The sequence below is a fragment of the Lentzea sp. DG1S-22 genome (genome assembly GCF_036321065.1).
Taxonomy (GTDB): domain Bacteria; phylum Actinomycetota; class Actinomycetes; order Mycobacteriales; family Pseudonocardiaceae; genus Lentzea; species Lentzea jiangxiensis.
Genome location: NZ_CP143276.1, coordinates 3592289 through 3617657, shown reverse-complemented (window position 1 = coordinate 3617657; position 25369 = coordinate 3592289). Strand labels below are relative to the sequence as shown.

Annotated in this window: 31 protein-coding genes; 17 read left to right on the top strand and 14 right to left on the bottom strand. The window is 71.1% G+C overall.

Annotation, left to right across the window (positions count from 1 at the left end):
* Position 1 precedes the first annotated feature (1 nt).
* Positions 2-826: a class II glutamine amidotransferase gene (locus V1227_RS16020; protein ID WP_329793360.1), complete on the bottom strand. Its 825-nt coding sequence runs from the start codon at positions 824-826 to the stop codon at positions 2-4.
* 97 nt (positions 827-923) lie between these two features.
* On the opposite strand from V1227_RS16020, the gene V1227_RS16015 reads away from it, so the two are divergent.
* Entirely contained in the window at positions 924-1298 is a 375-nt protein-coding gene (locus V1227_RS16015; RefSeq protein ID WP_329793359.1) for a hypothetical protein, read from the top strand.
* A 19-nt stretch (positions 1299-1317) separates the two neighbouring features.
* Here the strand turns inward: V1227_RS16015 and V1227_RS16010 are convergent, their stop codons facing one another.
* Entirely contained in the window at positions 1318-1806 is a 489-nt protein-coding gene (locus V1227_RS16010; RefSeq protein ID WP_329793358.1) for a GlcG/HbpS family heme-binding protein, read from the bottom strand.
* 111 nt (positions 1807-1917) lie between these two features.
* Here V1227_RS16010 and V1227_RS16005 point away from each other — a divergent pair, with 111 nt between their 5' ends.
* Together V1227_RS16005 and V1227_RS16000 are read left to right on the top strand one after the other, a co-directional pair.
* Entirely contained in the window at positions 1918-2862 is a 945-nt protein-coding gene (locus V1227_RS16005) for a sensor histidine kinase (RefSeq protein ID WP_329793357.1), read from the top strand.
* Positions 2863-2875: 13 nt separating this feature from the next.
* Complete coding sequence (locus V1227_RS16000; RefSeq protein WP_329793356.1) at positions 2876-3481, top strand: response regulator transcription factor; 606 nt, start codon at positions 2876-2878, stop codon at positions 3479-3481.
* Here V1227_RS16000 and V1227_RS15995 read toward each other — a convergent pair.
* Positions 3478-4038 carry an ester cyclase gene (locus V1227_RS15995; RefSeq protein WP_329793355.1) on the bottom strand — a complete coding sequence of 187 codons (561 nt, stop codon included), beginning with the start codon at positions 4036-4038 and terminating at the stop codon, positions 3478-3480. The genes V1227_RS16000 and V1227_RS15995 overlap by 4 nt on opposite strands.
* Before the next feature lie 125 nt (positions 4039-4163).
* Here V1227_RS15995 and V1227_RS15990 point away from each other — a divergent pair, with 125 nt between their 5' ends.
* From V1227_RS15990 to V1227_RS15970, 5 genes are all read left to right on the top strand, one after another.
* Positions 4164-4808 carry a TetR/AcrR family transcriptional regulator gene (locus V1227_RS15990; protein WP_329793354.1) on the top strand — a complete coding sequence of 215 codons (645 nt, stop codon included), beginning with the start codon at positions 4164-4166 and terminating at the stop codon, positions 4806-4808.
* 59 nt (positions 4809-4867) lie between these two features.
* On the top strand, positions 4868-5698 hold the full coding sequence (locus tag V1227_RS15985; RefSeq protein ID WP_329793352.1) for a phosphatase PAP2 family protein: 831 nt from the start codon (positions 4868-4870) through the stop codon (positions 5696-5698).
* A 65-nt stretch (positions 5699-5763) separates the two neighbouring features.
* A complete protein-coding gene (bla, locus tag V1227_RS15980; protein WP_329793351.1) occupies positions 5764-6645 on the top strand; it encodes a class A beta-lactamase in 882 nt (293 codons plus the stop codon).
* A gap of 91 nt (positions 6646-6736) precedes the next feature.
* Positions 6737-8467, top strand: a complete 1731-nt coding sequence (locus V1227_RS15975) for a cellulase family glycosylhydrolase (RefSeq protein ID WP_329793350.1) — start codon at positions 6737-6739, stop codon at positions 8465-8467.
* Positions 8468-8494: 27 nt separating this feature from the next.
* A complete protein-coding gene (locus V1227_RS15970; protein ID WP_329793349.1) occupies positions 8495-9364 on the top strand; it encodes an NAD-dependent protein deacetylase in 870 nt (289 codons plus the stop codon).
* A 116-nt stretch (positions 9365-9480) separates the two neighbouring features.
* Here V1227_RS15970 and V1227_RS15965 read toward each other — a convergent pair whose 3' ends face one another.
* Positions 9481-9840 carry an RNA-binding S4 domain-containing protein gene (locus V1227_RS15965; RefSeq protein WP_329793348.1) on the bottom strand — a complete coding sequence of 120 codons (360 nt, stop codon included), beginning with the start codon at positions 9838-9840 and terminating at the stop codon, positions 9481-9483.
* Between the two features lie 54 nt (positions 9841-9894).
* Entirely contained in the window at positions 9895-10230 is a 336-nt protein-coding gene (locus V1227_RS15960; RefSeq protein ID WP_329793347.1) for an STAS domain-containing protein, read from the bottom strand.
* A gap of 222 nt (positions 10231-10452) precedes the next feature.
* Between V1227_RS15960 and V1227_RS15955 the strand changes: the two genes are divergently transcribed.
* The 4 genes from V1227_RS15955 to V1227_RS15940 all read left to right on the top strand — a co-directional run bounded on the left by V1227_RS15955 (position 10453) and on the right by V1227_RS15940 (position 15465).
* The gene (locus V1227_RS15955) at positions 10453-12132 is read left to right on the top strand and encodes a peroxidase family protein (RefSeq protein ID WP_329793346.1); all 1680 of its coding nucleotides are present in this window, start codon (positions 10453-10455) and stop codon (positions 12130-12132) included.
* Between the two features lie 161 nt (positions 12133-12293).
* Positions 12294-12653: a hypothetical protein gene (locus V1227_RS15950; RefSeq protein WP_329793345.1), complete on the top strand. Its 360-nt coding sequence runs from the start codon at positions 12294-12296 to the stop codon at positions 12651-12653.
* Between the two features lie 57 nt (positions 12654-12710).
* Entirely contained in the window at positions 12711-13979 is a 1269-nt protein-coding gene (locus tag V1227_RS15945) for an MFS transporter (protein ID WP_329793344.1), read from the top strand.
* 73 nt (positions 13980-14052) lie between these two features.
* Entirely contained in the window at positions 14053-15465 is a 1413-nt protein-coding gene (locus V1227_RS15940) for a serine hydrolase (protein WP_329793343.1), read from the top strand.
* Positions 15466-15513: 48 nt separating this feature from the next.
* Here V1227_RS15940 and V1227_RS15935 read toward each other — a convergent pair whose 3' ends face one another.
* The 4 genes from V1227_RS15935 to V1227_RS15920 are packed head-to-tail and all read right to left on the bottom strand — an operon-like array spanning position 15514 to position 17529.
* Positions 15514-16104 carry a nitrile hydratase subunit alpha gene (locus tag V1227_RS15935; RefSeq protein WP_329793342.1) on the bottom strand — a complete coding sequence of 197 codons (591 nt, stop codon included), beginning with the start codon at positions 16102-16104 and terminating at the stop codon, positions 15514-15516.
* Complete coding sequence (locus V1227_RS15930) at positions 16097-16363, bottom strand: SH3-like domain-containing protein (protein WP_329793340.1); 267 nt, start codon at positions 16361-16363, stop codon at positions 16097-16099. Before V1227_RS15930 ends, V1227_RS15935 begins: the two co-directional genes overlap by 8 nt.
* On the bottom strand, positions 16356-16607 hold the full coding sequence (locus V1227_RS15925) for a hypothetical protein (protein WP_329793339.1): 252 nt from the start codon (positions 16605-16607) through the stop codon (positions 16356-16358). Before V1227_RS15925 ends, V1227_RS15930 begins: the two co-directional genes overlap by 8 nt.
* Position 16608: 1 nt before the next feature.
* On the bottom strand, positions 16609-17529 hold the full coding sequence (locus V1227_RS15920) for an epimerase (protein WP_329793338.1): 921 nt from the start codon (positions 17527-17529) through the stop codon (positions 16609-16611).
* A 106-nt stretch (positions 17530-17635) separates the two neighbouring features.
* Here V1227_RS15920 and V1227_RS15915 point away from each other — a divergent pair, with 106 nt between their 5' ends.
* Complete coding sequence (locus tag V1227_RS15915; RefSeq protein WP_329793337.1) at positions 17636-18118, top strand: hypothetical protein; 483 nt, start codon at positions 17636-17638, stop codon at positions 18116-18118.
* Here the strand turns inward: V1227_RS15915 and V1227_RS15910 are convergent.
* From V1227_RS15910 to V1227_RS15900, 3 genes are all read right to left on the bottom strand, one after another.
* Complete coding sequence (locus V1227_RS15910; protein WP_329793336.1) at positions 18115-18507, bottom strand: class I SAM-dependent methyltransferase; 393 nt, start codon at positions 18505-18507, stop codon at positions 18115-18117. The genes V1227_RS15915 and V1227_RS15910 overlap by 4 nt on opposite strands.
* A gap of 133 nt (positions 18508-18640) precedes the next feature.
* Positions 18641-19048 (bottom strand): VOC family protein, encoded by a 408-nt coding sequence (locus V1227_RS15905; protein ID WP_329793335.1) that lies wholly within the window; start codon positions 19046-19048, stop codon positions 18641-18643.
* A 68-nt stretch (positions 19049-19116) separates the two neighbouring features.
* Positions 19117-20262 carry an acyl-CoA dehydrogenase family protein gene (locus V1227_RS15900; protein ID WP_329793334.1) on the bottom strand — a complete coding sequence of 382 codons (1146 nt, stop codon included), beginning with the start codon at positions 20260-20262 and terminating at the stop codon, positions 19117-19119.
* Between the two features lie 94 nt (positions 20263-20356).
* Between V1227_RS15900 and V1227_RS15895 the strand changes: the two genes are divergently transcribed.
* Positions 20357-21022: a winged helix-turn-helix transcriptional regulator gene (locus V1227_RS15895; RefSeq protein WP_329793333.1), complete on the top strand. Its 666-nt coding sequence runs from the start codon at positions 20357-20359 to the stop codon at positions 21020-21022.
* 114 nt (positions 21023-21136) lie between these two features.
* Positions 21137-21580 (top strand): hypothetical protein, encoded by a 444-nt coding sequence (locus tag V1227_RS15890; protein WP_329793332.1) that lies wholly within the window; start codon positions 21137-21139, stop codon positions 21578-21580.
* A 309-nt stretch (positions 21581-21889) separates the two neighbouring features.
* Here V1227_RS15890 and V1227_RS15885 read toward each other — a convergent pair whose 3' ends face one another.
* Both V1227_RS15885 and V1227_RS15880 read right to left on the bottom strand, forming a co-directional pair.
* Complete coding sequence (locus V1227_RS15885; protein WP_329793331.1) at positions 21890-22267, bottom strand: PH domain-containing protein; 378 nt, start codon at positions 22265-22267, stop codon at positions 21890-21892.
* 83 nt (positions 22268-22350) lie between these two features.
* On the bottom strand, positions 22351-22860 hold the full coding sequence (locus tag V1227_RS15880; RefSeq protein WP_329793330.1) for a DUF6886 family protein: 510 nt from the start codon (positions 22858-22860) through the stop codon (positions 22351-22353).
* Positions 22861-22878: 18 nt separating this feature from the next.
* On the opposite strand from V1227_RS15880, the gene V1227_RS15875 reads away from it, so the two are divergent.
* Both V1227_RS15875 and V1227_RS15870 read left to right on the top strand, forming a co-directional pair.
* Entirely contained in the window at positions 22879-23901 is a 1023-nt protein-coding gene (locus V1227_RS15875; RefSeq protein WP_329793329.1) for a hypothetical protein, read from the top strand.
* Positions 23902-24389: 488 nt separating this feature from the next.
* Entirely contained in the window at positions 24390-25367 is a 978-nt protein-coding gene (locus V1227_RS15870) for an ABC transporter permease (protein WP_329793328.1), read from the top strand.
* The last annotated feature ends 2 nt before the right edge of the window (positions 25368-25369 follow it).

Sequence of the window (25369 nt, the reverse complement as noted above, 5' to 3'; positions counted from 1 at the left end):
GTCACGGCTTGAACGGCAGCAGCTCCTCTTCCACACCGGTCCTGACGACGACGCACGTCGACTCCGGCACCTCCTGCCAGGCCCCGACCAGGTCACCCAGCGGTTCGGACACGACGAGCCGCGAGTCGTCCGCGAAGTCGTGCAGCGCGGGGTTGTCCGGGTACTGGCGGCGCAACGTCGACACGTCGGTGCTGTGGAACAGCGTGCGCGACTTGCCGCGGCTCGAGTACCGGAACGCCCAGGTCGTCGACCCGTCGGTGACCGCGACCGTCATCTGGACCGGGTACTCGACGCCCGCGCGCCGGCCGACCTCCTCGACGAACTCGACCATGCGCGCCACCCCGGCGGGCGGGTCCTGCTCCATCCCGAAGCTGAGCGCCAGGTAGAACATGACCTCCGAGTCGGTCGAGCCCTCGACCAGCGGGAACAGCGCGGGGTCGATCGCCAGCACGAGCTCGCGCCGCACCAGCGGGAACTTCGAGATCAGCCCGTTGTGCATCCACAGCCAGCTGCCGTGGCGGAACGGGTGGCAGTTCGACCGCTGCACCGCGCCGCCCGTCGAGGCCCGCACGTGCGCGAAGACCCGGTCGGCGGTGATCTGCGCGGCCAGTTCGCGCAGGTTGCGGTCGTTCCACGCGGGCTCCGTGCTCAGGAAGAGCCCCGGCGTGCTCGCGCTGCCGTACCAGCCGATGCCGAACCCGTCGCCGTTCACCGCCGTCGCGCCGAGCCGCGCGTGCTTGGACTGCATGACGAGCGAGTTCTCCGGAGCGTAGAGCAGTTCCTCCAACAACACCGGCGAACCGGAATACGCGAGCCACCGGCACATGACGGACCTCCTCGAACCCAGCGCTGCACGGGAACACGTAGTAAACGCGGAACGCGAGGTTTGCGGCGACGCGCCCTCCTCGGGCAGCATGGCCGGGGTGACGGTCCCTCCCGGCTTACGGCCCCCGCCCTACGAACAGCCCCGGGGGAACTTCGAGACGATCGAGGTCCACGCCCCGGTCGTGCCGCCGGCGGAGCCCGCCGCGGAGCCCGAGGAGCGCTCGGACATCGCCGTGATCGGCCCGATCGCCGCTCTCGTGCTCGCCCTCACGATCTGCACGCTGATCCTGGAACACCCCGCCGCGCGTGTCTCCGCGGCCTGTCTGGCCACGGTCGGGCTCGTCGCGGCCGTCGTGCTGATGCTGATGGGCAAGAAGCCGAAGCCGGGACGCCACGTGGCCCGGCACGCGATCGACCCGGAGGCGACGGAGCGGATCCCGCCGGGGTGGAGCGCCACCGACCGGCGCCGCTGAGGCGCCGGCCGGTTCCGGCTCACCTCAGGGTCGCGAGACCCGCCTTCGCGTACTTCTCGTCCAGCTCACCGGTGGGCGCCCCGCCCACGCCGATGCCCGCCACGGACGTGCCGTCGACCGCCACCGGCACGCCGCCGCCCAGGAACAGCGTGCCCGGGATGTCCCGCAACGTCGCGCCCTGGCCCGTGACGCGGCCGGCGAGCTCCGAGGTCGGGGCGTTGAACGAGACGGCGGTGAACGCCTTGCGCCGTGCGGACTCCTCGGTCTGCGGGCCGGCGCCGTCGCCCGCGAGCAGCACGACCAGGTCGCCGCTGCGGTCGACGACGGCCACGGTGACGCGCTGGTTCTCCTTCTCCGCGGCGTCGAGGGTGGCCTGGGCCGCGCGGACGGCCGCGTCGACGGTCAGCACCTTCTCGGTGCGGGTGGTGGTGCGCTGGTCTGCGGCCGCGTAGCCGCCGCCGACGCTCAGCACGACGAGGGTGGCGACGGCGATCTTCTTGAGGTCCATGGCCACCACGATGGTCCCGCCGCGGGCGTACGGCGTGGTGGTGACGGTTGAACTCCGGTTCAACCCATCGGTTGACCCGCGGCGCCTGGGTGCTCGCCTACAGTCGCCGGCGTGTGGCTGCACCGGGCGATGCACGCGGGCTTCTACGTGCTGCTGACGGCGTCGGCGGCGCGGTACGTCGCGTACCACGGCGCCGATCCCGTCGTGCTCGGCCTGGCCGGGGCGCTGGGGCTCGCCTACCCCGCGAGCGTGCGGTGGACGCGGGCGTTGCCGGTCGTGCTCGCCGTGTGGCTGGTGCTGGTGTGGCTCGCGCCGAGCTTCGGCTGGTGCGCCATCCCGTTGTTCTTCCAGTGCCTGCGGCAGCTCCGGCCGCGGGTGGCGCTGCCGATCGCGGCCGTGCTGACAGCGGCGGTGGTGCTGGCCCAGGTCCGGCTGGCGGCGGCGTTCGACTGGTCGCTGGTGCTCGGGCCCGTCGGCGTCGCGGTGCTGACGGCGGCGGTGTTCTTCGACCGCGCACGGCTGTTGCACGAGGCCGGGGTGCTGCAGGAACGCCAGCGGCTCGCCCGCGAGATCCACGACACGCTCGCGCAGGGCTTCTCCAGCATCACCCTGCTGCTGTCGCTCGGCGAGACGACGAAGGCGGCCGAGGTCGCGCGCGAGAACCTGGGCGAGGCGCGGCGGTTCGTGCGCGACCTGGCGCCGATCCACGGGTCGCTGGTCGACGCGCTGCGCCGGCTCTGCGCGCACGTCGAGGTGGACGGCGAGCCCTACCCGCTGACCGTGCAGACCGAGGTGGCGCTGCTCCGGGTCGCCCAGGGCGCCGTGGCCAACGCCTCCGAGCACGCCGCCGCCTCGCGGATCGCGATCACGTTGTCGTACCTGGGAGACGCGGTGACACTGGACGTCGTGGACGACGGACGCGGCTTCGACCCGGCGGCGGTGGGCGCGGCCGGTGGACGGGGTTACGGGCTCGCGTCGATCCGCGGCCGCATCGCCGAGCTGGGGGAACGGTGTCCGTCGAGAGCGCGCAGGGGGAGGGGACCGCCGTGGCCGTGACGGTGCCGACGCCGTGAGGGTGCTGGTGGTGGACGACCACCCGGTGGTCCGGTTCGGACTGGCCGGGCTGCTCTCGCGCGACTTCGAGGTGGTGCAGGCCGCGACCGGCGAGGAGGCCGTGACCCGGGCGTCCGCTGTGGACGTCGTGCTGATGGACCTGCAGCTGGGCAAGGGCATCGACGGCGTGGAGGCGACCCGCCGCATCCGGGCCCTCGCCCCGGCGCCCCAGGTCGTCGTGCTCACGACCTACGACTCCGACGCCGACATCGTCCGCGCGGTCGAGGCGGGCGCGATCGGCTACCTGCTCAAGGACTGCGCGCCGGAGACGCTCGCCGAGGCCGTGCGCACGGCCTCGACCGGCCAGACCGTGCTGTCCCCGGACATCGCGCAACGCCTGCTGCGCCAGGTCCGCGGACCGGCGCCGAAGCTCAGCGGGCGCGAGGTGCAGATCCTCGAGAACCTCGCCCAGGGCCTGTCGAACCGGGAGATCGCCAAGGCGCTGTTCATCAGCGAGGCCACGGTGAAGACGCACCTGGTGCGGATCTTCGCGAAGCTCGGCGTGGAGACGCGGACGGCGGCCGTGCGGACCGCCGTGGAACGCAAGCTCATCCGGATCTAGTCGAGCTCCGGCGGGGTCGTGGCGGTCAGCCGCGGATCCGGCCGGCCTCCCGCCATCGCGAGCATGCCCCGCAACACCCGCAGCAGCGTGCGCAGCCCGCTCGGCTTCCTCCGGTCGATCCCGCTGATCACCTGCTTCAGCACGGACAGCTGGTCGAAGTAGACGCGCTCGGTGACGAGGTTCTCGTCCTCGTCGAAGAGGAAGTACGCGGTCATCCGCGTGCGGTGCTTCCCGCCGGTCGCCGGGATCTTGCCCAGCGGCCCGAGGTGCGTGCCCGTCAGCCAGAACTCGACGATCACGGCGTCGGCGCTGTGCCGGAACGCGATCAGCTCGTGGTTCTGGTCGGGGAACGCCACGCGCGTGTCGGTGTAGTACTGCCGAACGGCCTGTTCGCCGTCGTGGACGACCATCTGCGCGATGAGCTCGTAGTGCGGGTGCGGGAACGTCGACAGCGTGGCGTCCCAGTCGTGCGCCACCTCGTCGTGGAAGTGGTCCAGCACGAGCTTCTCGCGGGCGCGCAGGACTTCCTCGGAGGGCAGCACGAAGCGGGATGACATCAACACTCCTCAGTGGACTTGCCGAACGTGGCCTGTGCAGGGCTCGGGAAGGCATCGATACCCACACTGTGGGTTATCCGAAGGCTAAACCCACACCGTGGGCATCCGCAAGGCACAATGGCCGCGTGACCGAACCCCGCCGAGGCCGCCCCCGCACGCCCCTGCTGTCCCGCGAGTCGATCGTCACCGCGACGCTGCGGGTCATCGACGCGGACGGCGTGGCCGCGGTCGGCATGCGCTCGGTGGCGAGGGCGCTGGGGGTGGACGCGAAGAGCCTCTACAACCACGTCGACGGCAAGGACGGCCTGCTCGACGCCGTCGCCGAGCAGCTGCTGGGCGGCCTGGTCCTGCCGGAGCCCACCGGCGACCCCCGCCACGACCTGCGTGCCATCGCCCGGGCGTTCCGGGACCGCGCGCTCGCCCACCCCGGCGCGGCGCCGCTCGTGCTGACCCGTCAGCTGTCGTCGCTGGAGGGCCTCGCCCCCGTCGACGCGGTGCTGGCGGTGCTGCTGGCCGCGGGGGCGTCCCCGGACGAGGCCGTGCACCTGCTGCGGATGCTGCTCGCCACGTTGATCGGCACGCTGCTGCGCGAGGTGTCGGCGGCTCCGGCGTTCGGGGGTGACGACGGGGCGCGGCACGAGGTCCTGCGGGGCTCGGGGCTGTCGGCGGTGGTCGCGGCGGCGCCGCACCTCGCCGCGTTCGACCGCGAGGCCGAGTTCGAGTACACCGTCGACCTCGCGATCACGGCGGTGCTGGACCGGATCGGCTAGGCCGGGTCCGTTGATCTCCATCCAGCGCGTTGGGCCGAATGGCGGCACACTGGCGCAGCGTGAAGCATCGGCGGTGGCCCGTGGTCGCGGCGGCGGGGCTCGTGGTCGCGGCGCTCGTGTACGTCCTCGCGGTCTGGACGAGGGCCGGTCAGACCATCGAGAACGCGGCCCTGCGCGGTGCCGACCAGGACGACGTGTCCGAGACGGACGCCGCCTGGCAGGCGCTCGGCCAGATCACCGTCTACTCCCTCGCCGCCGCGGTGGCCGCCGTCGCCCTGGTCGGTGTGCTCAGGAAGCGCTGGGACCTCACGATCGCGGCCGTCGGTGTGATCGTCGCGGGCCAGGTCGTCGTGCAGGCGCTCAAGCGGTTCGTCCTGCCGCGGCCCGCGCTCGTCGAGGTCACCGGCGACTACGCGCACAACAGCCTCCCCAGTGGACACACGACCATCGCGATGACGGTGCTGTTCGCGGCGGTCATCGTGGTGCCGTGGAAGTGGCGCGGCGTGATGCTGTTCTTCGTGCTGCCGTGGGCCACGGCGATCGGGCAGTACACGCTGACGGCGAAGTGGCACCGCCTCAGCGACACCCTCGCCGCCGACGGCATCGCGCTCGCCGTCGCCGCGCTCGCCGCCTGGTGGTTGCAGCGCAACGGATCCCTGCGGCCCTATAGCGGGCCGCGCCGGGTCGGGCGGGTCGTGCTCGTGGTGTTCTGGTCCGTCGTCGCCGCCGGCACCCTCGCGACGGGGAGCGTCCTCTGGGGGGTCCCGCTGGCCGGGGAGGGGCTGAACGCCGACGAGTGGGTGATCTACCTCGGTGCCGGGGCGTTCGCGTCGGCGGGGTCCCTGATCGCCGCGCTCACGTACCTGGCGTGCTGGCGCCGGATCGGGTGAACAACCAGTTGATCTCCCGCGCGTCCTGTCCTGTGGAGAGGTTTCCGGAAGAAGGGGGCAGGACGTTGGGTGTCAACCGACGAGCGGTGCTGGCACTGGGCGCCGGAGCGGCGCTGGCCGTGGCCGTGCCGGCTCAGGCGCAGGCCTCGACGGTCACCGGCAGGCTGCGCGAACTCGAGCGGCAGCACAACGCGCGCCTGGGCGTGTTCGCGACGGACACCGGCACCGGCCGCACGGTGCTGCACCGCGCCGACGAGCTCTTCCCGATGTGCTCGACGTTCAAGACCATCGCCGCGGCGGCGATCCTGCGCCGTGACCGCGACGGGTCGTTGCTGCGCAAGGTGATCACCTACACGCGGTCTGATGTGGACAGGTCGGGGTACGGTCCGGTCACCGGGAGGCCGGAGAACCTGGCGAACGGCATGACCGTCGCGGCCCTGTGCGAGGCGACCATCACCCACAGCGACAACTGCGCGGCGAACCTGCTGCTCAGGGAGCTCGGCGGCCCCACGGCGATCACCCGCTTCAGCCGCTCGATCGGCGACCCGGTGACGCGCCTCGACCGCTGGGAGCCGGAGCTCAACTCGGCTGAGCCGGGTCGCGTCACCGACACGACGTCACCGCGCGCCATCGGGCAGAGCTACGCGCGCCTGACGCTGGGTCACGCCCTCAACCCCAACGACTCCGACCAGCTCACGAACTGGCTGCTGGCCAACACGACCGGTGGCAACCGCATCCGCGCCGGCCTGCCGTCGGCGTGGCGCTGGGGCGACAAGACCGGCACCGGCAGCTACGGCACGACCAACGACGCCGGCATCGCGTTCCCGCCCGGCCGCGCGCCGATCGTGATCGCCGTGCTGTCGACGCGCAAGGACGAGCCGACCGGCGGCGCCGACGAACCGCTGCTCGCCGAGACCGCCGAACTCGTGGCGGCGACGCTCGGCTGATCCCGGGACCGGGGAGGGGCCGTGCTCCTCCCCGGTGACCGCATTGCGCAAAGCGGACCTGTCCCGGCCCGTCCCCGCCCGCTACCGTTCGATGCGAATCTCGTTCACGTTCCCAGAGGCGGCGGCGATGCGGCGAGCGGTTCTCCTGGTGGTCCTCTTCCTGTTCTCCCTGCTCGTGGCCCCGGCCAGAGCGGAGTTCGACGGCTCCGAGCTGCGGGTGTCCGGCGGGGTCTTCCGCGACGAGCACGGCCGCGAGGTGGTGCTGCGCGGCTTCAACGTCTCCGGCACGGCCAAGCTCGCCGAACACCGCGGCCTCCCGTTCGCCTCCACGCAGGACGCGCGGAGGTCGGCGCAGGCGATGAAGCAGCTGACCGGCGCCAACGCCGTGCGGTTCCTGCTCACGTGGGCGTGGATCGAACCGCAGCGCGGCCGGATCGACCACACCTACCTCGACGGCGTGACCGCGCAGCTCAGGGCGTTCACCGACCTCGGGATCCGCGTCTACCTCGACTTCCACCAGGACCTCTACTCGCGGCACCTGTTCAACCAGGACAGCTGGTACACCGGCGACGGCGCCCCGGCGTGGGCGGCGAGCGGGTACCCCAAGGAGTCGTGCGGCCTCTGCTTCCACTGGGGCCAGAACATGAAGAACAACAACGCCGTCACCGCCGCCACCTACGACTTCTGGCACAACCGCGACGGCGTTCAGGACTCGTTCGTCGACGCCGCCGGCGAGGCGTTGCGGCACGTCAGGGAGGCGTTGCCCGGCAACGAGTTCAAGCTCGTCGTCGGCGTCGACCCGCTCAACGAGCCCTACGCCGGCAAGTACGACGCCGGGCAGACGTCGCAGACGTGGGAGCGCTACCTGCTGATGCCGTTCTACCAGCGCTTCCGCGCCAAGATGGACGAGGTGGGCTGGGCGGCCAAGCCCGCGTTCGTGGAGCCGCTGGTGTTCTGGAACCAGAACGTGGACTTCTTCGCCGAACCCGGCGGGCTCGCGCTCGTGCCGTCGCTGGGGGAGCGGTTCGTGTTCAACGCGCACTTCTACGACGGCAAGGCCCAGTCGGGCGTCCTGATGCCGGGAAAGGCGGCGGACGGCCAGTACACGCAGGCGTTCGGCACGATCCGCGACCGGGCGAGGGCGCTCGGCACCACCGCGATCGTCTCCGAGTTCGGCCACCCGGTCTCGGGCTTCACCTCCGACAAGACGCCGTCCGTGCTCAAGGCCATCTACCAGGGCCTCGACTCCGCCGCGCCCGGCGCCCGCTGGTGGTCGGCGCCGCGCGGCAGCGTGCTCTCGGGCAGCCAGTGGCACTGGGACACCAACTACGGCCGCCACCGCGAGCTGATGAACGACAACCCGGCCAAGGTCAAGACCGACGGCGACGCCATGAACGACGAGCACTTCTCGGCCGTGAGGCTCGACGCGGCCGGCACCCCCGTGCTCACCGTCGACCGCGCGATCGTCGACCGCGTCTACCCGCGGGCCGTCGCGGGCACCACGCTCGCGTTCACCTACGAGGACCGCGCGTACCAGAGCTGGCAGCAGATCCCGCTGGCGAACGTCCGGTCCGTGGTCGGCTCGGCGCCGTTCGCCGTGCTCGTCTGGGACTCGGACGGCGGCGCCGCGCCGACCGAGCTGCACCTGCCGCAGTCGCTGCGTTCGCCCTTGGTGATCAGCTCCGCGGCGTCGTCGGTCCAGGGTGACAGGCTGCTGCTCCGCGGAGGGTCCGGACGGCAGTTCGCGCTGGTCACGGCCCCCTCCGGTGGCAACGTGGCGGCGGCGGAGGCCGAGCTGGGGCGGTGGTTCACCAGCTGGTGACTTGCCGCTGTTCCGTAAGCTGGTGAAGTGCGAACAAGGCCCACTCTGACCTGGTCGAACCCGGGCCCGTCGCTGCCGCGCACCTCCACCCTGACCGAGGTCGTCCCGATCGTCGAGCGGGGCGGGGTGCTGGTGCTCAGCGGTGCGGGCCTCTCCACGGAGTCCGGCATCCCCGACTACCGCGGTGAGGGCGGGTCCCTGCGCAAGCACACCCCGATGACCTACGAGGAGTTCACCACCAGCGAGGGCGGCCGGCAGCGCTACTGGGCGCGCAGCCACGTCGGCTGGCGCACCATCGCCCGCGCGCACCCGAACGCGGGCCACCACGCCGTCGCGAGGCTCTCGGGCAAGCTCCGCGGCGTCATCACCCAGAACGTCGACGGCCTGCACCAGGCCGCGGGCTCCGCGGACGTCGTGGAGCTGCACGGCGGCCTCGACCGCGTGATCTGCCTCGGCTGCGGGCTGCTCTCGCCGCGCGTCGACCTCGACCGCCGCCTGCGCGAGGCCAACCCGGACTTCCACGCGACCACGGACGAGATCAACCCCGACGGCGACGTCTTCCTGCCCGAGGAGACCGTCCGCGGCTTCCGGGTCGTCCCCTGCGAGGCGTGCGGCGGCGTGCTGAAGCCGGACGTCGTGTTCTTCGGCGAGAACGTGCCCCGCCCCCGCGTCGAGCAGTGCTACTCGCTCGTGGACGGCGCACGGTCGTTGCTCGTCCTCGGATCCTCGCTGACAGTCATGTCCGGGCTGCGGTTCGTGCGCCGCGCCGCCACCGCCGGAATCCCCGTCGTGATCATCAACCGCGGCGAGACGCGAGGCGATGCGCACGCGTCGCTGAGGGTCGACCTGCCGCTCGGGAAATCGCTCTCGGAACTGGCGGAAGTCGTCGTGGGGTGAGGAATGGTGACATTCGCGGTCGACGAAGTGACGCCGGTGCCGCCGCTGCTCGAGGCGCTGCTGGACCACGGGGACGTGGCCCGCCTGGAGACGAAGAGGCTCTCGGAGCTGGACGGCTAGGACTGCTGCGAGCGGAACCTGTCCAGCTCGCGCCGCTCCCGCTTCGTCGGGCGCCCCGCACCCCGGTCGCGGCGGGCGATCGGGATCTCCGGCGGCGGCTTCGGGGTGCGGTCGATGAAGCAGGTGGCCGCGGCCTCCGCGCCGACCCGCTTCCCGATCACGCGGACGACCTCCACGACCTTGGTCCTGTCGCCGACGCGGGCGCGCACCTGGTCGCCGGGCACCACGGTGGTGGAGGGCTTCGCGGGCTTGTCGTTGACGCGCACGTGGCCGCCCCGGCACGCCTGGGCGGCGTCCGGGCGGGTCTTCGTCAGCCTGACCGCCCACAGCCAGCGGTCGATGCGCGTGGACTCCACCCCGCCATCATGACACCCCCGGAGGCACCGACGGGCAGGGGCGGTGCGAACGGGCTAGCGGACGGCCTCGGGCTCCACTGTGGACTTGAGGCCGAGCATCCTCGCCAGGCCGGACAGCTCGAGCACCCGCGCCACCTGCTCGGAGGCGGCGGAGAGCCTCAGCCCGCCCGCCGTGGCCGAGGCGCGGGCGTGGCCGCGCACGAGGGCGCTGATCCCGCTGGAGTCGCAGAAGGTGACCGCGGAGAGGTCCAGCACCACGTAGCGGTGGCCCTGGTCGAGCAGGCGGTCGAGCCGGGAGAGCAGTCGTTCCGCGCCGGAACCGGCGAGTTCGCCGGACACGGCGAGCAGGGTGGAGGCAGGCGACGACTCGGTCACCGTGACTTCGAGCATTTCGCAGTGGTACCCGATCTCGGCCGTCTGCAAACCTCGGCTTGCAAGTTGCTATTCGCCGGTCCTCAGGAATATCTCAGCGGACCTCGTATCCGTTCGGTGAGCACATTTTGGTCGTGGGCAAAAGCTTCGACGTGTTTTTCGTCCGTCTGGAGACTGGCGGTGGGCAGGAACTTGTTGGGGAGAACAGGTTGCCGGCACAGGGGAAACACAGGGGGATACATGAAAAGGCACGTGCGCGACAGTTTCTTCGTCGTGGGCGAGGGTGTTCTGGAAATCGACGACAAAGGTGAGGCGATCACGCGTCAGCCCTCCACGGCGGAGGAGCTGCGCAGGTTCCGGTTCTCACGGCTGGGGCCGAAGGGCCCGCGGACGGACGAGGAGACGCGGACCGCCCTCGCGACCGCGATGACCGCGAACGTCCCGCAGCCCGACTCGGCGGACCCGGTCGTCCCGGCGGGGTTCACCTACCTCGGCCAGTTCGTCGACCACGACCTCACGATGGACCGCACCGAGTCGCAGCTCGGGCAGGACGTGAACCTCGACGAGCTGATGCAGGGCCGGTCGCCGGCGCTCGACCTCGACTCGGTCTACGGCCGGGGCCCGCGCGACAAGGACGACCAGGTCTTCTACGCCCAGGACGGCGTGAAGCTCAAGGTCGGCACCACGACTCCGGTGCCGTTCCCGGACGAGGGCACGAACATCCCGTTCGAGGGCTTCGACCTGCCGCGCCGCGGCGGGACGGCCGGCACGGCGGCGGACCGGCGGCTGCCGCTGATCCCGGACGCCCGCAACGACGAGAACCTCGTGGTGGCGCAGACGCACCTGGCGTTCATCCGCTTCCACAACCGCGTGGTCGACGAGCTCGCTCTCACCGGTCTGTCCGGCGAACGGCTCTTCCGCGCCGCGAAGGAGCTCGTGGTGCGGCACTACCAGTGGATGCTCAGGACCGACCACCTGCCGCGGATCATCGACCCGGCGATCGTGGAGGACGTCTTCACCAACGGGCGCAAGTTCTTCGAGGTGCCCGGAAAGCACTACCGCCGCGACAACTCGCCGACGATGCCGATCGAGTTCTCGGTCGCCTCGTACCGCTTCGGGCACAGCCAGGTCCGCGGCGAGTACGAGTGGAACCGCGTGTTCCGCACCGGCGGCCCGTCCGTGAAGCCGGCGACGTTGTTCCAGCTCTTCACCTTCACCGGGGTGAGCGGCAACTTCGACCCGTCGTCGGCGCTGCCCGGCGACCTCGACGACGTGACGCGGGGCGACATCTTCACGTTGCCCAGCAACTGGATCGCTGACTTCCGCAGGCTCTACGACTTCACCGAGGCAGGCCGGGACGACCTGGCGGCGCCGGCGGAGTTCAGCGGGGGCAACGTCACCAAGCGGATCGACACGCTGCTGGTCGACCCGCTGACGAAGCTGCCGGCCGGCACGTTCGGCGGCCGCGGCACGCAGTTCCGCGAGATCGAGCGCAACCTCGCGTTCCGCAACCTCACCAGGGCCTCGATGATGGAACTGGCCACGGGCCAGCAGATCGCCGAGCTCTTCGGGGTCGCACCGCTGACGGCCGAGCAGATCCTCGTCGGCAACGGCGGCGCCGTCGTCGAAGGCCTGTCCGAGCAGCAGAGGGCGCAGCTCGTCGAGGCGACGCCGCTGTGGTTCTACGTCCTGCGGGAGGCCGAGGTCGGTGGCGGGCTCATGGGCCCGGTCGGCGGACGCCTCACCGCGGAGGTCTTCCACCGCGCGATGGAGGGCAGCCGGATCTCGATCGTGCGCTCGCCGTACTGGCGGCCCACGCTCGGACCGGACTCCAGCACGTTCCGCATGGTCGACCTGCTGCTGTTCGCCTTCGAGGGCAAGGCCGACCTGCTGAACCCGCTGGGCGACCCGATCGCCTGATCCCCTCCGCACGTCCCGTCCGGCCGGGTGGTGGCAGCCGGACAGGAGAGGGAGATCAGATGTCACGTCCAGGAACCACGCGCGGAGAAGGCACGCGGGATCGACTGACTCGACTTGCGCGGGAGTCCGGAGTTCCACTGCTGCGCATCGGACTCGGGGTCGTGTACCTCTGGTTCGGCGCGCTGAAGCTCTTCCCCGGTGGCAGCCCCGCCGAAGACCTCGTCGAACGCACGGTGTCCGCGCTGACGTTCGGGATCGTCGGCGGAGACCTCGCCAGGGTGGGCGCCGCGATCAGCGAGATCGGGATCGCGGTGGTGCTGCTGAGCTTCCGCGTGCCGCGGTGGTGCGCGGTGCTGCTGATCGGCCACGTCGTGCTGGTGTCGACACCGCTGGTGCTGTTCCCCGGCGAGATGTGGGCCGGTCCGCTGCGGGCGTCCTTCGAAGCCCAGTACATCCTGAAGAACCTGGTGACCGTCGCCGCCGCGGTGGTCATCGCCTCATCGCACCCGAGGGTGCGGTGACCGGGAGCCGCTGCGCCGCACAGGCGGGGCGGCTCCCGGCCTTGTAGGTTGCGGCGCATGGGGGAATCACCGGCGCCCATGGCGCATCCTGCTTTCCGCTGGCTGCTCGCGGCACGGGTCACGACCGTCGCCGGCAACGCGATGGCACCGATCGCACTGGCCTTCGCCGTTCTCGACCTCACGTCGTCGGTCACCTCGCTCGGCGTCGTCGTCGCCGCGCGGTCGCTGACCAACGTCGTGTTCCTGCTGTGGGGCGGGGTGGTCGCGGACCGGCTGCCGCGCCAGTTCGTGCTGGCCGGGTCGTGCGCGGTCAGCTTCGCGAGCCAGGCCGCGATCGCGGTGCTCGTCCTGACCGGCACGGCCTCGGTGACGTGGTTCGTCGTGCTCGCGGCGGTGAACGGCATGTCGAGCGCGTTCTCGCTGCCCGCCTCGTCGTCGCTGGTGCCGCAGACGGTGCCGGCCGAGGTCCGGCTGCGGGCGAACGCGCTGCTGCGGCTGGGCGTGCACTCCGCCACCATCGGCGGCGCGTCGCTCGGCGGCCTGCTGATCGCGTTCACCGGACCCGGCTGGGGGCTCGCCGTGGACGCGCTCTCGTTCGCGCTGGCCGGCGTGTTCTTCGCGCTCGTGCGGGTGCCGGCCACCGTCCGGGCCGGGCGCGAGCCGTCGGTGCTGTCCGAGCTGAAGGTCGGCTGGACGGAGTTCGTGTCACGCCAATGGGTGTGGGTCGTCGTCCTGGCCTTCACCTTCGTCAACGCCGCACTGGTCGGCGGGGTGATGGTGCTCGGCCCGGTGCTCGCCGACTCCACGTTCGGGCGCGGGACCTGGGGCCTCGTCCTCGCGGCGCAGACCGCGGGCATGGTGGCGGGCGCCTTCCTGGTCATGCGGATCGAGGTGCGCCGCCGCCTGCTGCTCGGCGTCTCGTGCGTGCCGGTGATGGCGGGCCTGCCGCTGGTCATGGTGCTGCACCCGGAGCCCTGGCTGCTGGTCGTCACCTCCTTCGTCTGCGGGCTGGGCATCGAGCAGTTCGGGGTGGCGTGGGAGACGACGCTGCAACACCACGTGCCGCAGGACCGCCTGGCCCGGGTCTACTCCTACGACATGCTCGGGTCGTTCGTGGCGATCCCGCTGGCCCAGCTCGCGATCGGTCCCGTCTCGCACGCGTTCGGCACCACCGCCGCACTGCTCGGGTGCGTGGCGGTCCACCTGGTCGCGTGCGCGGGGATGCTCGCGTCCCGGTCCGTGTGGACGGTGGTGAACGAGCCCGTTGCCCAGGCGGATCGCCCAGCCGTGCAACGCGGGCGGCGCCGCGCGCGTGCAAGATCATGAACCGGGGTCGTGGGATCACCGGCGTACCGATAGGTTTCGAATGGTGTTGGATTCCACTCGGCTGGGGGAGTGAATGAGACTCAAACGGATCACCGTGCTCGGCACGGCTCTCACGGTGCTCGGCGCGGCCGTCACACCGGCGGCTTCGGCCGCCGGGGACGTGAACGCGCTGGCGGAGCGCCTGCGCCAGGCGATCGTCGCGCAGAACTTCAAGGACGTCGTCGACCTGACGCCGCCGGACCTGTCCGCACCGGCCTCGGCCGCGCGGACGGCCGGTCAGCGGGAGAAGTACGACGCTTCACCGGCGGAGCTGCAGAACCGCGCGCGGTTGCGGCTGGCGCAGGCGGGCAAGCCGCTGCACCAGACGCCGAACATGGACGCGGCGATCATCGAGCTCGACCTGTACGGACGCCCGAAGTCCGTGGCGAACGTGCTGCTCAGCCCGCAGTACCCGAACGGCGTCGTCGTACCGGTGGCGAAGGCGGGCCTGTCCACCGACCAGGTGCGCTACCGCTGGTGGGACGACACCGAATGGGACGTCAACGGCGGCAAGGGCACCCGTGACGTGCTGCCGGGCCGGGAGAACGCGCCGATCGACTTCTCCTCGCCGTACCCGGCGTCGGTGCTGAAGCTGATGGTGGGCTTCGGCGTCCTGCGCCTGGTCGACCAGGGCAAGGTCGACCTCGACGCCGACTACGAGTACAACCCGAACCCGGTGAGCGCGGCCTGCGGCGGGGCCTCGGTCAAGAAGGTCCGGCAGCACTTCGACGAGATGATCACGAAGTCGCAGAACGAGTCCACCTGCGCGCTGATCAAGCTGATCCACGACCGGAACGCCTGGGACGCGGTCAACGCCACGTTCGCCGACCTCGGCATGCCGACCCTCATGGTCACCGGCACCAACCCCGGCAACGGCGCGCGCTGGATCGGCTCGAACATGAGCGGTCTCGACACCGCGAAGCTCCTGCTGCTGGTCAACGGCGGCCCGGACGTCCTGTGGACGACCGGCGCGGGCAAGCAGGTCACCCGCGACGAGCTGTCCCACTCCTCGAGGAAGTTCTTCCAGGCGACGCTCGCGGGCCAGGGCCACAACGAGATGCTCTCCACGCCGAACTGGTGCGGGCGCGACTACCCGGTCCAGGGCATCCCGCAGAAGGTGCCGGCGCGCTGGATCAAGGCGGACGGCACCGTGACCGTCGGCGACGCCGTGTACGACCGCGACGTCCGTCCGTGCAACGACGCCGCCGAGGTGACGTTCGCGCACAAGACCGGCTGGGTCGACACCACGGGCTCCGACGCGGGCATCGTGAAGTCGTTGCGCGGCAAGGGCAACCGCCAGTACGTCGTGGTCGTGTTCTGCAACCTCGGCACCGACTACGTCGACGCGGTGCGCCCGGCGGACCCGCCCGGCGTGTTCCCGGTGCTGTACACGCAGAAGTACGCGCAGCTCGGCAAGGCGATCGACACCATCATGAAGGGCCTGTAGGCCCCGGACGTGGCGCCGCGGTCGTGCAGGCCGCGGCGCCCACCCGCGTCACACGGCCGCGGTGCCGATCAACCCGTTGCGCGTCACCAGACCGGCCAGCTCCGCCTCGCCCAGCCCGTCCGTCCCCTCGGGCCGGCGGGGCAGCACCATGTACCGCGACTCGGCGTTCGCGTCCCAGACCTCGATCTTCGTGGTCCCGGGTAGCGTCAGGCCGAACTGCTCCAGCACCTCCCGCGGGTGGCTCACCACCCTCGAGCGGTAGGCCGGGCTCTTGTACCAGGTGGGCGACGGCCCGAGCAGCGACAGCGGGTAGCAGCTGCAGAGCGTGCAGACGATCACGTTGTGCACGTCCTCGGTGTTCTCGACGACGTGCAGCCGCTGCACCTGCAGCCCGCCGCCCATCGACAGCCCGAGCTCGGGCAGCGCCGCGTTCGCGTCCTGCAGCAGGCGGGCGCGGAAGCCGGCGTCGACCCAGGCCCGCGCCACCACCCGGAAGCCGTTGGCCGGGGAGGCCTTGTGCGTGAACGCCTCCAGCACCTGGTCCAGCTCGGCCGGGTCCAGCAGGCCCTTCTCCTCGAGGACCGCTTCCAGTTCCCGGACGCGCGCGGCGATCGGGGAGTCGTCGTGGTCGTCACTCATCGCTGAGGTAATCCTCCCAAAGGGACAGCGTCACGTTGTGGTCGCCGTGCCCGAAAAGGTCGTGTGCGGAGAACCGCACCAGGTAGACCTGCTGCGGTACCTGAACCCCCTGCGCGCTCAGGTCCGCGAGCGGGTGCACGCCGTCGCCGCCGACGACCGTGCCGACGTGGCCGCGGGCGTAGTGCGGCAGCCGCGTGTGGTGGTCGGGATCCACAGTGGACGTCCGGACGCGGTCGCCGGTGCGGTAGCGCTCAGACAACGCCCTTCTCCTCCAGGAGCGTCCGGATGGCGCGGAACCAGTTCTCGTAGTAGGACGACTCGTGCGACATCGTCCGTTCGACGGCGTCCCGGAACTCGTCCAGGTTGTAGACCTCCCGCCTGATCAGCGCCCGGTTCATGGCCATCACGTGGGCCTCCCAGTCGGCGTGGAAGGGCGGTTCGTCCAGTTCCTCCTGAACCGGGCCGAAGCCGTCCTGGCCGCCGACGTCGTTGATCCTCGGCATCTCACCTCCTGCGCTCGACCAGATTCTGCGCCGCCGCGCGCCAGTTCGGGAAGTGGAAGCCGAACCCGGCCTCGACGAGCCTGCCCGGCGTGACCCGGCGGCTCTTGAGCAGCAGCTCGGTGTCGCTGCGGAGCGCGAACGCCCCGATCCCGGCCATCAGCCTGGTCGCGGGCAGGCCCACCGGGACGCGCCAGGCCCTGCGCAGCTCGCGCATGAAGTCCCGGTGCGGCAACGGGTGCGGTGCCGCCAGGTTGACCGCGCCGGAGATCGGCTCGCTGATCAGCAGGGCGACCGCCCGCACGAAGTCGTCGTCGTGGATCCACGAGACGTACTGGCGCCCACCCGCCACCGGTCCGCCCAGGCCGAGCCGGGCCAGCCACGACAGGTGGTCGAACACGCCGCCGCGGTCCGGGCTCATCACCATCGCGCTGCGCAGCGCGACCTTGCGGGTGGCCGGCGTGTCGGCCTCGTCGAGCTCGGCCTCCCAGCGCTTGGCGATCTCGACGCTGTAGGCCCAGTACCCCGGCACGTCCTCCTCGCGTCCGCCGAGGACCCCCGACCTCTCGTCGTTGGCCGCGTCGAACCGGTGCGCGTAGATCGTCGCCGTGCTCATCTGCAACCACACCCGTGGCGGGTCCTCGGCCCGTGCGATGGCTTCACCGACGACACGTGCCGAGTCCACTCGCGAGCGCATCATCTGCTGGAGGTTCTCGGCGTTGTAGCGGCAGCTCACGCTGCGTCCGGCCAGGTTGACGACGACGTCGGCGCCGTCGATCTCACGGGCCCACGGCCCGAGCGTGCGCCCGTCCCACCGCACGCCGCCGCCGCGGCTGATGACCACCACCTCGTGGCCCGCCGCCCTCAGCGCGCGGCTCAGCACGCCGCCGACCTGCCCGGTGCCACCTGGAATCACGATCTTCATCAGGCCCCCCTTCGCGCCCGAAGCTAGCCGCCGTTCGCTGAGAGCCCGCTCAGCTGGGCGCCGGGACCGGGGTAACGCGGCGGCGGCGGGACCGCGATGTAGGGGTGTGCGCCCCACCCTCCTCGCCGCCACCGCGTTCCTGCTCGCCGCCTGCACCTCGACCCCGCAGGCCGCGCCGACGCGGGCACCGGAGACGCCCACCACCGCCGAGCAGCCCGCCGGCACCGGCCCGAACTGCGCGAACGCCAACTCGTCCGTGGTGGGCAAGGCGCTCGGCCTGAGGCTGCAGGGCCAGCGCGAGAGCGTCGAGAAGGCCGTCACGACCTGCACGTACGTCGGTTCGGGCATGCCGGTCGAGGTGAGGTTCACGACGAACGCGACGGCCGCGACGTTCGCGAAGGGCAGGCCCGAGAAGGCCAAGGCCGTCGAGGGCCTGTTCGACGAGGCCTACGAGACGACGGCAGGCGGCGCGGAGACCGCCCAGCACACCGTGGCCGCACGCAGGGGCAGGACGCAGATCGAGGTGATGTCGCCCGCGGGCGTCGAGCCGTCGAAGAAGCTGATCACCGACCTGTTCGGCCGCGTCTAGACGCGGCTGCGCGCGGGTTCGTCGAAGAACGAGAGCACGCGGCCACCGGGCGCGAGCCACGGCCGCACCAGCTCGTGCGCCCGGTCCGGATCGCGGTGGAACAGCCCGACCCGCACCGCGAACACCAGGTCGAACCGCCGGTCGCCGAGGTTCATGTCCTCGAGCGACGCGATGAGGAACTCCGCCTTGCCCGACGCCACGTAGGCGGCGTTGCGGCGGGTCGCGGCCTCGACCATCTTCGTGGAGCGGTCGATCGCCGTGAGCGTGCCGGTGGACAGCAACCGGCACACCATCGTGGCGGCGACGCCCTGCCCGCAGCCGATCTCCAGCACCCGGTCACCGGGCCGGATCGCGAGTTGGCCGACCACTTCCCGCAGACGCTCGCTCATGGTCCACATGATGCGTCAGGGCGGCGGGCGGGGCCACCACGGCGGGCCCGCGGTCCCGGTCCGGCCGCAGGCCGGCCGGGAAAGCCCCACCACCCGGCCCGGCGGGCGGGACCGGGGCCCCGCCCGGCCCGTGTCACCCCAGTCCGCCGAGGTTCACCATCCAGTTCACGCCGAACCTGTCGACGAGGTCGCCGTACTCGTCGCCCCACATCTGCTTCTCCAGGGGCGTCCCGACCTTCCCGCCCTCCGCGAGGGCGGTGAAGTACTCCCGCAGCTTCTCCTCGTCGCCGGACAGCGACACCGTGATCCGCGAGCCCGCCCGGTACTCCACGCCGGGCGGGGTGTCGGAGGCCATGATCGTGTAGCCGGCCTCGGTCTCCAGCTGGGCGTGCATGATCTGGTCGGCCTGCGGCGTGTCCTGCATGCCGAACTCACCGAACGTGCTCATCTTCAGCTCGCCGCCGAAGACCGACTGGTAGAACTCCATCGCCCGGCGGGCCTGGCCGTCGAAGCTGATGTACGGGTTGAGGCGAGTGGCCACCGGAATCGCTCCTTCGGGGGAGATGGAACCGCATACTCGCAAAGCCTTGGCACGCCTACAACCGGAACCTATTCCGTGACTCCCGGGTCACCCTGTGCGACCTTGCCCGCGTAGACGAGCGTGGCTTCCGGGGTGAGCGGGTGGAACGTTCCGGCGCGCACGTCGCGGTAGGCGCGTTCCAGCGGTGAGCGCTTGAAGAACGACCGTCCACCGAGGACCTCCATCGCGGTGTTCACGACCTCGACGGCCTCCAGGACGGCGTGCCGCTTGGCCAGCATCACGGTGGTGACGGCCTCGGCGCCGGCGGTGTAGTCGTCGCCCAGTTCCTCGATCGAGCCCATCAGCGACCACCACGCGGTGCGCAGCTTGTAGTCCATCAGCCCGATCTGGCGCACCGCGTTCTTCGACGTCGACCGCACGGCCACGTCCCGCGCGCCCGCCGCGATGCCGTAGTAGGTCGCGCCGCACACCGGTGCGAAGTGGACCACCGCGGCGAACAGGGGTGCGCCGAACTCGCCGTACGGGCGGCGGGCCGCGATCTTGTCCGCCGGGATGAACACGTCCTCCAGCACGACGTCGTGGCTGGCCGTGCCGCGCATGCCGAGCGTGTCCCACGTTTCCTCGATGCGCACGCCCTCGGCGCTCAGGGGTGCGCTGAAGTGCAGCACCTCCTCACCGAGCACGGCGCACGTGGCCACGACGTTCGCGCGCGGCGACTGGCTGCAGAACGACTTGCGGCCGGAGACCAGGAACCCGCCGTCCACCGGGGTGGCCGTGGTCGTGGGCCAGAGCCAGTCCGACCCGCCGCTGGTGGCGATGACCAGGCCTTCCGCCGCCACGCGCCGCAGCACGCCCTCCGCGTCCGGCGCGCCCTTGCGCCTGCGGTAGCACTGCATCAGCGTCAGGTACAGGTGCATGGTGACGGCCAGGGCGGTGGCGCCGTCGTGCCGGGCGAGCTCGGCCTGGGCGTAGCAGACCTGGCGCATCGTGGCGCCGAGCCCGCCCAGCTCCTCGGGTACGGCCAACGCCAGGTAGCCCTCCTCGCGCATGGCCTCGTACGCCTCGCTCACGAACGTGGCGTCGCGGTCGTGCTCGGAGGCGTGGCGGGCCGCGATCGCGCCGATGCGGGCGGCCATGTCGGCGAACTCGGCGTCGCCGTCCCTGGTGACGGTCGGGAACGTGCTGGTCACGGGTCGTGTCTCAAGAGTTGTCATAGGACGAACGTAAGAACGCGCGAGGCCCGCGGGTAGTTCTGGAAGTGAACCGGGAGGTGGTAACGAAACCACCTCCGCGGCGGAGACTCCCGTTGTGAGGACCTATGCGCAGTACTGCCCGATCGTCCGCGCCGTGGAGGTGCTGGGCGACCGGTGGACGTTGCTGATCGTGCGGGACATGCTCGTCGGTGCCTCGCGCTTCAACGAGATCTCCCGCGGCCTGCCGGGCCTGTCGAGGGCGCTGCTGTCACGGCGGCTGCGGCAGCTCGTGACCGCCGGCCTGGTGCGGCGCACCGGCGACGGCTACGCGCTCACGCAGGCGGGGGAGGCGCTGCGGCCGCTGGTGTTCAGCCTCGCCGACTGGGGCGCCCGGTACGCGTTCGGCGACCCGCGCGCCGACGAGCTCGACCCCGAGGTGCTGATGTGGTGGATGCACGGCCGCATCGACACCGGGGCGCTGAGCAAGCGCGCGACCGTCGAGATCCGCGTCAACGACCGGCGCCGGACGTTCTGGCTCGTCCTCGAACCCGGTGACGCCTCGGTCTGCTACACCCACCCCGGCCTGGAGGTCGACGCCGTCCTGACGTCCGACATCGCCACGCTCTACCGGATGTGGGAGGGCGAGTTCGCACTGCTCGACGCGGTGCGCGCGGGCACGATCGAGCTGACGGGCTCGCGCTGGGTGGTGCGCGGGCTGCCGCAGTGGCTCAAGCTCAGCCCCGTCGCGGAGCACGTGCGGGCGGCGAAGGTGAACGCCTAGCGCTCTGACCGGGGCGAACGAAAACTTCAACTTTCTGGGTCGCCGTGTCGATCCGGGCCGGTGCCCGTTCGACGCATCAGTGGAAGGACACGACAGCCCAGGAGGAACCCCGACATGACCGCGACCGTCACCACCACCGCCGCCCCCACCCGCGTCCGCGGGTCCGCGTTCGCCCGCCACCTCACGCTCGTGACCCGCGTGGTGACCGGCCTGCTGTTCACCGTGACCGGCCTGAACGGGTTCCTGGACTTCATGCCCGCACCCGATCCCAGCACGATGGCGCCGGCCGGGGTCGCGTTCACGACCGCGCTCCACGCCACCGGCTACATGCTGCAGCTGTCCTCGGGCGTCCAGGTCGTCGCGGGCGCCCTGCTGCTCGCCGGCCGGTTCGTCCCGCTGGCGCTCGCGGTCCTCGCTCCGCTGGTGGTCAACATCCTCCTCATCCACCTCTTCCTGGAACCCGCCGGCACGGGCGTGGCGCTGTTCGTCGTCGCCGCCGAGATCGGCCTCGCGTGGGCTTACCGCGACAAGTTCCGCCCCATGCTGCGGGCCCGCTAGGAGTGGTGACCGCAATCCCCCGGAGGCCATCGGCCGCCGGGGGATTTTTGTTCGCGGGACAGGGTTTTCCGGCCTTCGGATGTCGATTCGGCGCGTGCTCGTTCGACGTAGTCGTGAAGGCGAAGTCCTGCGAAGGGAACGGAAATGTCCACCACCCGCTGCGCCGCCGCCGTCCTGCGAGTGCTGACGCGCGGCCGGGTCGTGCCCGTTCTCGTGACCGTGCTGGACGTCCTGCTCGACACCGGTCACGTCGTCACCGCGATCGCCGTCGGCCTGGCCGAGCTCGCCGCCGCGATCGGCGCGCAGGTCCTACCGGGACACGAAGGCGGCCAGCAGCGCCTGCACCTCGTAGACGTCGACGCCCTTGCCGAACTGCTTGGCGATCGGCACGTCGTGGCTGGAGACCCGGATCTTGAGCTCCGCGTCGAGGTCGAAGTGGCCGGCCGTCTCGACTGAGAACTGGGTGATCGCCTTGTAGGGCACCGAGTGGTACTCGACCTTCTTGCCCGTCACGCCCTGCTTGTCGACCAGGATCAGCCTCCGGTCGGTGAACAGGAACGAGTCGCGCAGCAACTGGTACGCCGCGTGGATCTGCTCCCCGTGCGCCAGCAGGCGGCCGAACTCCTTCGCGGCGTCCCGCGGGTCGAGCTTCGACGCGTTCCCCATCATTCCGCTGAGAAGTCCCATGCCTCCACGTTTACCAGGGTTCGCGGCGGCCGGTCCGCGGGAGACCGAGGCCGACGGAGTACCGGCACCCGCGCGGGCAACGGTCATCCCACCGGCCGCGGCCGGGCGTTGCGCAACCGGATGCCGCTGTGCTCCAGCGGACCCGCCACGACCTCGTCCCAGAACGCCCAGAGGTTCGCGAGCACGCGCAGCTCGATCCCGGCCTCCTCGTGCAGCGCGAACAGGTCGCCGACGCGGTCGGCGGGGCCGAGCGGCGCCACCGGCTCGGTCGCCACCACCGCGAAACCCGCTCCGCCACCGCTCTCGCGGAACGGCCGGAACGGCGCCGCGTCGAACCGGTACGCGTACAGCTCCACGGTCCGCATCCGGTCGAGCCACCCGTACTCGACGGCGTGCACCCTGGTCGTGCCGGCGGTGTCCCACGCCAGCACCCGCGGGCATTGCCGCGGGAACCAGTAGTCGGGGGAGCGCGCGGCGTCCACCGCCCACACGTACTCGCCGGGCTGCCGCGCGGTCGCCGCGAGGTGGGGGACGAAGCGGGTGATCGTCGGATCTTCCGAGAAGTGCAGCACCTGACCTGGTTCCGGCCTCATGTGGTCATACTGGCCCGCATGCGGAGGCTGACGCTCGCTGTTCTGCTGGTCCTCGCCGGCTGCTCCTCCGGCGGAGAGCCGGGCGCGACCGGGTTCACCGCCGTGGACCTCCCGGCGACCCCGGAAGCGTTGGCGGTGCACGGGGACATGCTGGCCATCGGCACGCGCACGCCGGACCACCCGGAGCTCGTCCTGAGGTCCGCCGACGGGACGCTGGCCAACGCCCGGCTCACCCCGGCGACCCCGTACGGCGAGGAAGCGCACTGGTACGGCGTCACCTCCGACGGCACCACGATCACCGGCGTCGGCGGCGAACGCGGTGGCGCGCACGGCAACGTCCGCTGGAGCGCCTGGACCGGCGACGCCCGCGTCATCAACGAGAAACCGCAGGCCTTCAGCACGTTCGGCGGCTACGGCGCCGGAGAGCTGATCGGCCCGGTCCGCACCGCGCGGGGCCCGTTGATCATCGGCACGTGGCAGAGCGCCAAGGCGGGCCTCGACATCGCGGCCTGGACCTACGCCGCCGACACCTGGACCCGGCAGCCCTCCGCCGGCACCGTCCTGGAGAGCTCGCAGGAGCTGCTGCGCTTCCCGCTGTCGGTCACCCCGGACGGCGACGGCGCGCTGGTCGTCGGCTGGCAGATCGCGGAGGGCCAGGTGAGCGCGGCGGTCTGGCGGTTCGACGGCACGACCTGGACCACCGCGACCCTGCCCGGCGGTGACGCCGCGCTGGCCGCCCGCTGCTGGGACGGCACGTGCCACGTCGTGGGCCGCGCCGGGGGCAGGCTCGCCTGGTGGTCGGGCCCGGAGTGGAAGAAGCTCGCGACTCCGGACGTCCCCGTCGGCGACGACCAGACCCTCGCCGCGCCGGTTCCGGTCAACGGCACTCCGACGCTGGTCGTCGACCACGGCGGGGTCAAACTCGTGTCCGGAAAGGATGAACGCCGCGCGGAGGGGCCGTCGGGCGCGGTGGTGGCCGCGGAGAAGGTCGGCGACCAGGTCTTCGTGATCGCGGGCGGCCGTCTGTGGCGCCTCGGTTAGGGTCTCCCGGCCATCCGGCCCCGTCCTGCTGTGACGCGGTTCACGCCGTTCGGTCCAGCCCGCGGTGGGCCGCTCGGGCGTCTGCCCTGCTCCGCGTCGGTCCAGTCACGGTGCCGTTACGAAGCGCTCCACAGCGTGATGTTCCCTTTACGATCACATTGCGCTGCTTGTCCCACGTCTTCCGGTCATTGCATTCACCCGGATGCGTCACATCCATCCGTGGTGAGACAGAACTTCACGCTGAATACAGCGATCCGGACGCACAATGGTCACGCTTGAGCACACAATTCGCGAGAGTCAACTGTTGATGTGGCTGTTCCACCGGCTTTTCCCCTGCGCATGGGTGACTATGGCCCGGTCAGCGGGCCTCCGCCGCAACGGGTGGGGGCGGGCAGCGGTCCGTCACATCGGCGGTTAACCTCTTGCAACTCGTCCACTGCAATCCAGTGAGCCGACGTCGCAACCACCGGGGAGAGGACTGAACACGGGTGGCCGGATTTCTGTTGCGGCGGTTGGTCAACTACGTGGTGCTCGCCCTCGTGGCGACGTTCCTCGCGTTCACGTTGGCCTCCGCCACCTTTGACCCGATCGGGGTGTTGCAACAACGCAACCCACCGCCCCCGGCGGCCTCGATCGAGGCGAAGAAGAGAGACCTCCACCTCGACCAGCCGATCCCACAGCGGTTCGTCACCTGGATGGGCGGGGTCGTCCAGGGCGACTTCGGTCGCACGATCACCGACCGCCCCATCACCGACGAGCTCGGCCGGCGCATCGGCGTGAGCCTGAGGCTGTTCCTGCTCGGCATCACGATCGGCATCCTCTTCGGCGTGCTGCTCGGCGTGGTGAGCGCGATCCGGCAGTACAAGTTCAGCGACTACTTCGCGACCCTGTTCAGCTTCATACTGCTGTCCACGCCGGTGTTCGTGCTGGGCACGCTGCTGAAGATGGGCGCGCAGGGGATCAACGACTCGATCGGCTCGAACGTGCTGATCTTCGTCGGCGAGACGACACCGGGCTTCCAGGGCAACTGGTTCGAGCACCTCGGCGACCGGCTGCAGCACCTCATCATCCCGACGCTCGCGATCGCGCTCGGCCAGATCGCCTACTACAGCCGCTACCAGCGCTCGTCGATGCTCGACGTGCTCGGCAGCGACTTCCTGCGCACCGCCCAGGCCAAAGGCCTGACGCGCCGCAAGGCGTTGTTCAAGCACGGCCTGCGCACCGCGCTCATCCCGATGGCGACCCTGTTCGCGTTCGGGTTCGGCCTGCTCGTCGTCGGTGGCACGTTCACCGAGCGGATCTTCGGCTGGTTCGGCATGGGTGACTGGCTCGTCACCGGCATCTCGGCGCAGGACACGAACATCACCGCCACGGTGACGCTCTTCGTCGCGGTGTGCGTGCTGTTCTCCGGCTGGCTCGCCGACGTGCTGTACGCCGCGCTCGACCCCCGAATCCGCGTGAACTAGGC